Origin of the sequence: Saccharothrix sp. NRRL B-16348, from assembly GCF_001280085.1 — a bacterium.
Lineage (GTDB): Bacteria > Actinomycetota > Actinomycetes > Mycobacteriales > Pseudonocardiaceae > Actinosynnema.
The window spans coordinates 1-650 of the sequence record NZ_LGED01000087.1 but is presented as its reverse complement, the minus strand read 5'-3'; the positions used below and the strand labels follow the sequence as shown (position 1 = coordinate 650).

1 protein-coding gene is annotated in these 650 nt (G+C 63.4%); it reads left to right on the top strand.

Features of this window, described 5'->3' with window-relative positions; translation table 11 throughout:
- Window positions 1-650, top strand: a 650-nt coding sequence (locus tag ADK67_RS10380) for a glycoside hydrolase family 27 protein (protein ID WP_197289382.1), incomplete at both ends; no start/stop codon positions are given.

Below are 650 nucleotides of genomic sequence, written 5' to 3'. Positions count from 1 at the left end.
AGGGTCAGGTCCGGCAGGCGGCTGATGCGATGGTGTCGTCGGGGATGCGTGATGCGGGTTATCAGTATGTGGTGGTGGATGACTGTTGGTTCGATCCGAACCGGGATGCGCAGGGGAATCTGCGTGCGCATCCGACGAAGTTCCCGAGTGGGATGAAGGCGTTGGGTGACTACATCCACGCCAAGGGCTTGAAGTTCGGGATCTACCAGGCGCCGAACGAGAAGACCTGCGCGCAGGGCGTCGGGACGCATCCCGGTTCCACCGGCAGCAAGGGTCATGAGGTGCAGGACGCGCGGTCGTTTGCGTCGTGGGGTGTGGACTACCTGAAGTACGACTGGTGTTCGGGCGGTGGGACGCGGGATGAGCAGGTCGCGCGGTTCACGATCATGCGTGATGCGTTGCGGGCGACGGGTCGTCCGATCGTGTACAGCATCAACTCGAACAGTTTCCACGCGCCGACGGGGGACAAGTACGACTGGGGTGAGGTCGCCGATCTGTGGCGGACGACCGAGGACCTGTTGGACATCTGGCAGAACGGGAACACCAACAGTTATCCGATGGGTGTCGGGAACGTGCTGGACGTGACGGCGCCGTTGGCGGCGCAGACGGGTCCGGGCAACTGGAACGACCCGGACATGCTGGTCGTGGGT